The 4,610-nt window shown below is 44.2% G+C and carries 5 protein-coding genes; 2 read left to right on the top strand and 3 right to left on the bottom strand.

Translation table 11 applies throughout. The features are described 5' to 3' along the window. Nucleotides 1-403: 403 nt before the first annotated feature. Both LG30_RS0111925 and LG30_RS0111915 read left to right on the top strand, forming a co-directional pair. The gene (locus tag LG30_RS0111925; protein WP_033130934.1) at nt 404-1,009 is read left to right on the top strand and encodes a recombinase family protein; all 606 of its coding nucleotides are present in this window, start codon (nt 404-406) and stop codon (nt 1,007-1,009) included. Nucleotides 1,010-2,196: 1,187 nt separating this feature from the next. Beyond that, entirely contained in the window at nt 2,197-2,478 is a 282-nt protein-coding gene (locus LG30_RS0111915; RefSeq protein ID WP_033130932.1) for a hypothetical protein, read from the top strand. A gap of 119 nt (nt 2,479-2,597) precedes the next feature. On the opposite strand, the gene LG30_RS0111910 is transcribed toward LG30_RS0111915, so the two are convergent. The 3 genes from LG30_RS0111910 to LG30_RS22400 form a co-directional block, all read right to left on the bottom strand. Beyond that, nucleotides 2,598-2,876 carry a hypothetical protein gene (locus LG30_RS0111910; protein ID WP_152599237.1) on the bottom strand — a complete coding sequence of 93 codons (279 nt, stop codon included), beginning with the start codon at nt 2,874-2,876 and terminating at the stop codon, nt 2,598-2,600. A gap of 445 nt (nt 2,877-3,321) precedes the next feature. Continuing rightward, the gene (locus tag LG30_RS0111905; RefSeq protein ID WP_033130930.1) at nt 3,322-3,795 is read right to left on the bottom strand and encodes a hypothetical protein; all 474 of its coding nucleotides are present in this window, start codon (nt 3,793-3,795) and stop codon (nt 3,322-3,324) included. Between the two features lie 61 nt (nt 3,796-3,856). Then, on the bottom strand, nt 3,857-4,610 hold a 754-nt coding region (locus LG30_RS22400; protein ID WP_033130929.1), incomplete at its 5' end, for a site-specific integrase.

The following is a 4,610-nucleotide window of genomic DNA, read 5'->3' as shown; positions in this document are numbered from 1 at the left end:
GGTCATATAAGGTATTGTGAAACTTTTCATTTGTTATCGAAAGCAAATTTGATACAAGCAAAAAAACGATTGAAAGCGTTGATACAATACGCCAAGTGACTCTTGATTTGTTCATATAACTTTCTCTGACCATTCTGAACATCCATAAACTAGATTCATGCAGGGTAATTGAATGTCCGCAATATTTATGTGACACAGGGCACAAGCAGGTACACAGAAGCTGTTATGTTCACAATTAGGGGTTCAATTGAGATATCGCCTAGTGAGCCCTTCGCAGTAGCAATAGCGTATACCCCATCACTACCAAACAAACTGCCCCGATACGATACCAAAAACACCACTGGAACAACTTAAATGATACCTATAAAATGGAATAACCTAAACGCTACCAAGTGAGAGTTACATGAGAGTTTTCGGTTATCTGAGGGCATCGACTACTGAGCAAGACGGCACCCGAGCCAAGGCGTCGCTGGAAGAGTTCGCCAAGGACAAGGGTCTGACCAACATCGCTTGGTTTGTTGAGAATGAATCCGGTGCCAGCTTGCAACGCCCCGAACTGTTCCGACTGTTAGATGTGGCCCAATCCGGTGATGTGCTTCTGATTGAACAGGTGGACAGGCTTTCACGGTTGTCGTCCTCTGACTGGGACAAACTCCGCGCCATCATGTCCGAGAAGGGCATCAAGGTTGTTGCACTTGACTTACCCACCAGCCACATCATGACAAACCAAGGTGATGAGTTTACTACTCGGATGTTTACTGCAATCAACTCCATGATGTTGGACATGCTCGCCGCAGTGGCCCGCAAAGATTACGACGACCGCCGCCGCAGACAGGGGCAAGGTATCGAGAAGGCGAAGCAAGAAGGCAAGTTCAAAGGTCGCCAACCTGATACAGACCTGCGGGATAAGGTTCTGACACTACTTGGCAAAGGTATGACGTACACTGAGATTCAAAAAGTAACAGGGGCAGCTCGCAGCACTATCTCCCGCATCAAGAACGCTGGTTGATACCTTTTATGGGGGAACTACAGCGGTTTATGGGGGAACTACAGCGGTTCCCTCTCCACCAGCACCGAACCTTACCAGTGGTTCTGAACGTTCCGATACATCCAAGTGACAAACCCCTCATAATATCGCACAAGAAGCCCTATGTGCCATTTCGCGTTGATTTGGCTGGGTTGGTATTTGCAATCAATTAAAATGCCGCACAGGATGATACAGGAGCTTTCCTACGTATCTATAAAGGGCTAATTACCTAGCCGGAGATTTTGACCAATTGACAGAGGGGATACTCGTAGATGCCAAGCACGTAGACACTCAATCGGGGGTTATGTGTGATTGCTAGCTGCTAGCACTAACCATAAGAGAATGCAAACATTTTTATTTACATCTGTGATTAAGTGTGTTAACCTGTGTAGACAGTAGAGAAAACACAAGTCCTTTCTTGAACCTTCTTGGGTTCCGAGAGAATTTCTGTTTTCTTTGTACTAAATCACTCGACGTATCATCTCGGTTTAGCTTTGGAGTTGGGGCTTGCACCTCATCACTGGCTATACACCAACTCAGTTGTAGGGGCTCTGAGTATGGGAGATATCCTCATAGGACGATAGTCCCATGGGGTAGGGGCTTTGGTATTTCTTTTAAAATATTATTATTTAATCTTATAAGTATTTTAAAAAATACCTACTTCCATTTCTTCTATCTACTTCTTGTTACAAGATACCTACAAGGCATCTATAATAAAGAAAAAGTGAACCAAGATAGGGTGAACAGATAAAGGAACTTATACTCCCCTGTAAGTTTACTGCTAATCAGTTTCTAGTGAATTTACAAGGCAGTCATTAAGCCTTTCGGTGAGACCATCCGGTATCACTATTGTAACAGCAGTATATTTCACTCCTTTTATACTCCATAGAGAGCCCCTGCTTCGGGCTCTTTATTTTTATAAATTTTTATCACATTTATTTAATAAGGACATATCAATATGGAAGAATTCCAAACCTTCGATGTACCCATGGGCAGCGACTTAAGCATCCCAACAGCCAAGCGATTAGTTGCCAGATTCTACAGTACGAACAGTTTGCTCCAGCATCTACCCGCTTTCCTGAAGACCTACACGGTAGACCTCTCGGTAGGTAACAGCTCTGTTCGGGGGATTACAACCGTTAGTTTCGATTTGAAGAAGAGGAAGTGACATGAATCTCACAGATATCGTCTACCAAGGATTGCGAGATATTCACCGACAAGAATCTCAGTTGGGAAAGCTCCAAGGCCAGTTGCTAGACCTTCACAAGGCCAGACTAGAAGAAGTGGTGACCCTCAAGGGTGACGCCAACTCCAACGTATCTTTATGGTCGCTTGAGCAAGCCCTAACAAAGAAGGGTCTGACAATGGGTGATGTAACAGACCAAGAAAAGGGCATTATCTCCAAGCAACTTCTGGAGTCGTACAACATCCACCTGAACAAGGGGTGTTGACATGATATACCAGCTCCCTTGTGAGATATGTTTGAAGCTCTTCACAGCAACAAGATACGATGCTAAGACTTGCTCTTGTAGGTGCCGAAAGAGGAGGCAGATTCAAAAACACAAGGGTGTCATTTGTAAACACACTCATATTTGTGGTTGAACACTTTGACAACATTCTTCAGCTCCAATTTGCAGTAAGCTTCTTCATCCCTTTTGGTTTCTGTCACCACATACTCAGGGCACATGTCCCTCGCAGCAGCCAAAGAGGTCAGGGTGTTGTTCTTCAGGGTGATAACCTTCTCGACCCCTTCACCAAAAGAGCAGTAGTGGCTTGCTTTCCCTTCGTTTGCTTCGGCAGCTCCAACCACCAGCAGCGCAGACCAGATTACAACCATAATTCGACTCATAACGACCCCTGTAACGACTTCTAATCAACCCAAATGGGGTTGGCTGCCGTGCCGAAAGCCCTAGCAGCGTATCCTGTGGGGCCAGAGCAGCAAAGGAGGGCTGGGTCGATGCAGAACCCCCCAATCCCTTCAAAACCTTGTCAAACCTCTCCCCGTGCAGCCAATCCCGAGAAAAGGCCAAAGAACAATTAAGTACAATTAAATCATTGTTTTTAAATGATTTCTTTTCATTAAAAACAATGATGTTACTTGTTTGCTATACATCCCGCACCACAGGTAACTTTGGCTTTCCCAAGCCCTGCCAGTGGTGCTAATGGTTTTGATTATCCTCTTTACCCCTCCTGCAACGGCCTGCTACCACCAACCACCAACGCTATATCGGCCCACCCGCACGACTGCAAATCCCTCGCCCATCAGAACCCCCTAATCAGGATTGCATTGGCTATTATTTGCCCATTAGCTCTTTCATATTTTTTTCATACTCAATTTTGGCTTGCTCCCTAATCTTCTCCATTTCAACTGCAACCTGCCTGTCAAATTCAGCTTGTTCAGCCTGTGTCAGGCTTACATCTTCTTGAGAAGAATTTAATATTTTTTGCATTTCAATCTGAGCTATGAACATGAAGGAGCCTGGAGGCGCCTCCCAGATAACGTTATTGCCATCGGCAGTAACCGAAATTATCACTTCATGCGCCTTACCATTAAGTACAACCGATGCAGCTCCTTTGTATTTTTTATCTTGTTCGTGAATCAGCGTGACCTTTTCGGCCTTCAGTCCATAAGATTTAAACTGCTCATTTGTATCAAATTGTTGCTGCATTGAATTGCGCACAGTCTCACTCAACGCATCAATTGACGGACCACAACCAGACATAATTAAACTCACAACCAGCAACGATAAAATTCTAACAAACTTCATACCAACCATCCCTCATTAAATTAACTAACCAATCATACCCTTAGCACCTTAAAAACCCACATCAATCATAATGAACCTTATCAATAGCCTCTTTCAGCACGGATATATTATATGTGAGGTACACTTTATCACCCGCACTCCCGCTGGATTCGTGCCCCATCAAAGCATCCTCGATTCTTGAGTCCTTAATCGTAGTAGCTGCCTGCGATTTGAAAGAGTGCCTGAAAGAGTGGAAGGTTCTGTTGTAATCATTGATATCTGAATCTGGGATACCAAGACTCTCGCGCCAACGAGGGAAATAGTTACTAACGTGACTTGTGAGCATCGGTTTTTCCAGAGCATTCAAAAGGCCATAATCTAACAACTTCTTGTGTATGGGGATATTTCTAATCGCAGCTTTGGTCTTTCCATGCTTGATTCGGTAGTATTTAACACTTGAATCTTCCAAAAGCTCCGCCTTGGCATCATGGGACATTATCTTTTTGATATCACCAAGTCGTGCACCTGTATAGATAGCAAGAAGAATGACCCATTTTTTCCATGGTTCCTTCTGCGCCAATGCAAAAGCTTCAAACTGTCTAACCTCTTCGTTAGAGAACTTGGTGCGGGTATCAGATTCTTTAAATTTGAAACTAAATCCAATGGCTGGATTCGTGGCGATACCAGCATCCTCATCTTCATCCACTAACCACTCGAAGAAGTCTTTGATTGCCTTATGGAATCGCATCAGGGTATTCCCCCCTATTTCATGCTCTTCCGGTATATCACCATTAACTATCAGTGTGTAAACATCCTCTATCGGCATACGCTTATAC

It is taken from the genome of Aeromonas aquatica, from assembly GCF_000764655.1.
Classification (GTDB): Bacteria; Pseudomonadota; Gammaproteobacteria; order Enterobacterales; family Aeromonadaceae; genus Aeromonas; species Aeromonas aquatica.
Note: the sequence above shows the minus strand (reverse complement) of the source record. Positions and strands in the feature narration are given on the sequence as shown.